Source organism: Pseudomonas sp. CM27, assembly GCF_013179515.1.
In the GTDB taxonomy this organism is placed as follows: domain Bacteria; phylum Pseudomonadota; class Gammaproteobacteria; order Pseudomonadales; family Pseudomonadaceae; genus Aquipseudomonas.
Genome location: NZ_JABMCN010000446.1, coordinates 1 through 1,222, shown reverse-complemented (window position 1 = coordinate 1,222; position 1,222 = coordinate 1). Strand labels below are relative to the sequence as shown.

Below are 1,222 nucleotides of genomic sequence, written 5' to 3'. Positions count from 1 at the left end.
TGGACAGCTCGTTGCGGGCCAGGTCGGTGATGACCTCTTCGTGGGTAGGGCCTACACAGAAATCGCGCTGGTGGCGGTCTTTCAGGCGCAGCAGTTCAGGGCCGTACTGCTCCCAGCGGCCGGACTCCTGCCACAGTTCGGCAGGCTGGATGCTTGGCATCAGCACTTCCAGGGCACCGGCGGCGTTCATTTCCTCGCGCACCACGGCCTCGACCTTGCGCATTACCCGCAGGCCCATCGGCAGCCAGGTATACAGGCCAGAGGCCAGTTTGCGGATCATGCCGGCACGCAGCATGAGCTGATGGCTGATGACCACTGCATCGGCAGGAGTTTCTTTCTGGGTGGCGAGCAAATATTGACTGGTGCGCATGGTTAGCCGTGTCGATTGCCTAAGACGTTGAAATAGCCCCGCATTGTACGGGGGCGAAACGATGGCGTACAGGATGCCCCAGGGCGTGACGCTTGTCAGCCAAGAAAAAGCCCGGCGTGATCGCCGGGCTTTTTCAGGTGCGGGGCACTGCAAGCCAGGCTTACAGGATGCTCAGCGGGTACTCCACGATCAGGCGCAGTTCGTCGATCGACGGGGAACCGTAGTAAACGCCATCACCCGAGCGGTAGGTGGCCTGACGGACACGGAAGCTGAGGTCCTTGGCCGGGCCTTCCTGCAGCACGTACTTGACGTCGATGTCGCGTTCCCATTCCTTGCCGCTGTCGGTGGTGCGGGTGGTTGCACCGGTACCGCGAACGTAGCGGGTCATGAAGGTCAGGCCTGGTACGCCGAACTCGGCGAAGTTCAGGTCGTAGCGCGCTTGCCAGGATTTCTCGTCTTCGGCGTTGAAGTCGGAACGGGCAACCGAGTTGGCCAGGAATACCGTGCCGCCACCGTCGACGCCGTAGGCGTAATCGCCGTCGCCGCTGACCTTCTGGTAGGCCAGGGTGAAGGTGTGGGCGCCAATGTTGTAGGCGGCCGAGAGGCTGGCTGCGATGTTGTCCAGGTCGTTGCTGCCGTCGGACTTGCTGACGAACGCGCCGGTACGGTTGTCACCGATGGACTTGGTGTCATAGATGTTGAAGTCGAACACCAGGCCTTGCTTGTCGCTGATCGGCAGCGCCCAGTTGATATTGCCGTACCACTTGCGGAAGTGGTCTTCCACGCGCGAGTAGTACACGCTGCTGCTGAGGCTATCGGTAATGGCGTAGGTGCCACCGAAGACGTTGGCCT

General features: G+C 61.5%; 1 protein-coding gene and 1 pseudogene. Both read right to left on the bottom strand.

Going from position 1 to position 1,222, the window contains the following annotated elements:
- Positions 1-370 (bottom strand): annotated as a pseudogene (locus HP547_RS28850) (proline--tRNA ligase); the annotation flags it as partial.
- A gap of 160 nt (positions 371-530) precedes the next feature.
- Positions 531-1,222 (bottom strand): OprD family outer membrane porin (locus tag HP547_RS28845; protein ID WP_172288909.1); only part of this gene is annotated, 692 nt, incomplete at its 5' end.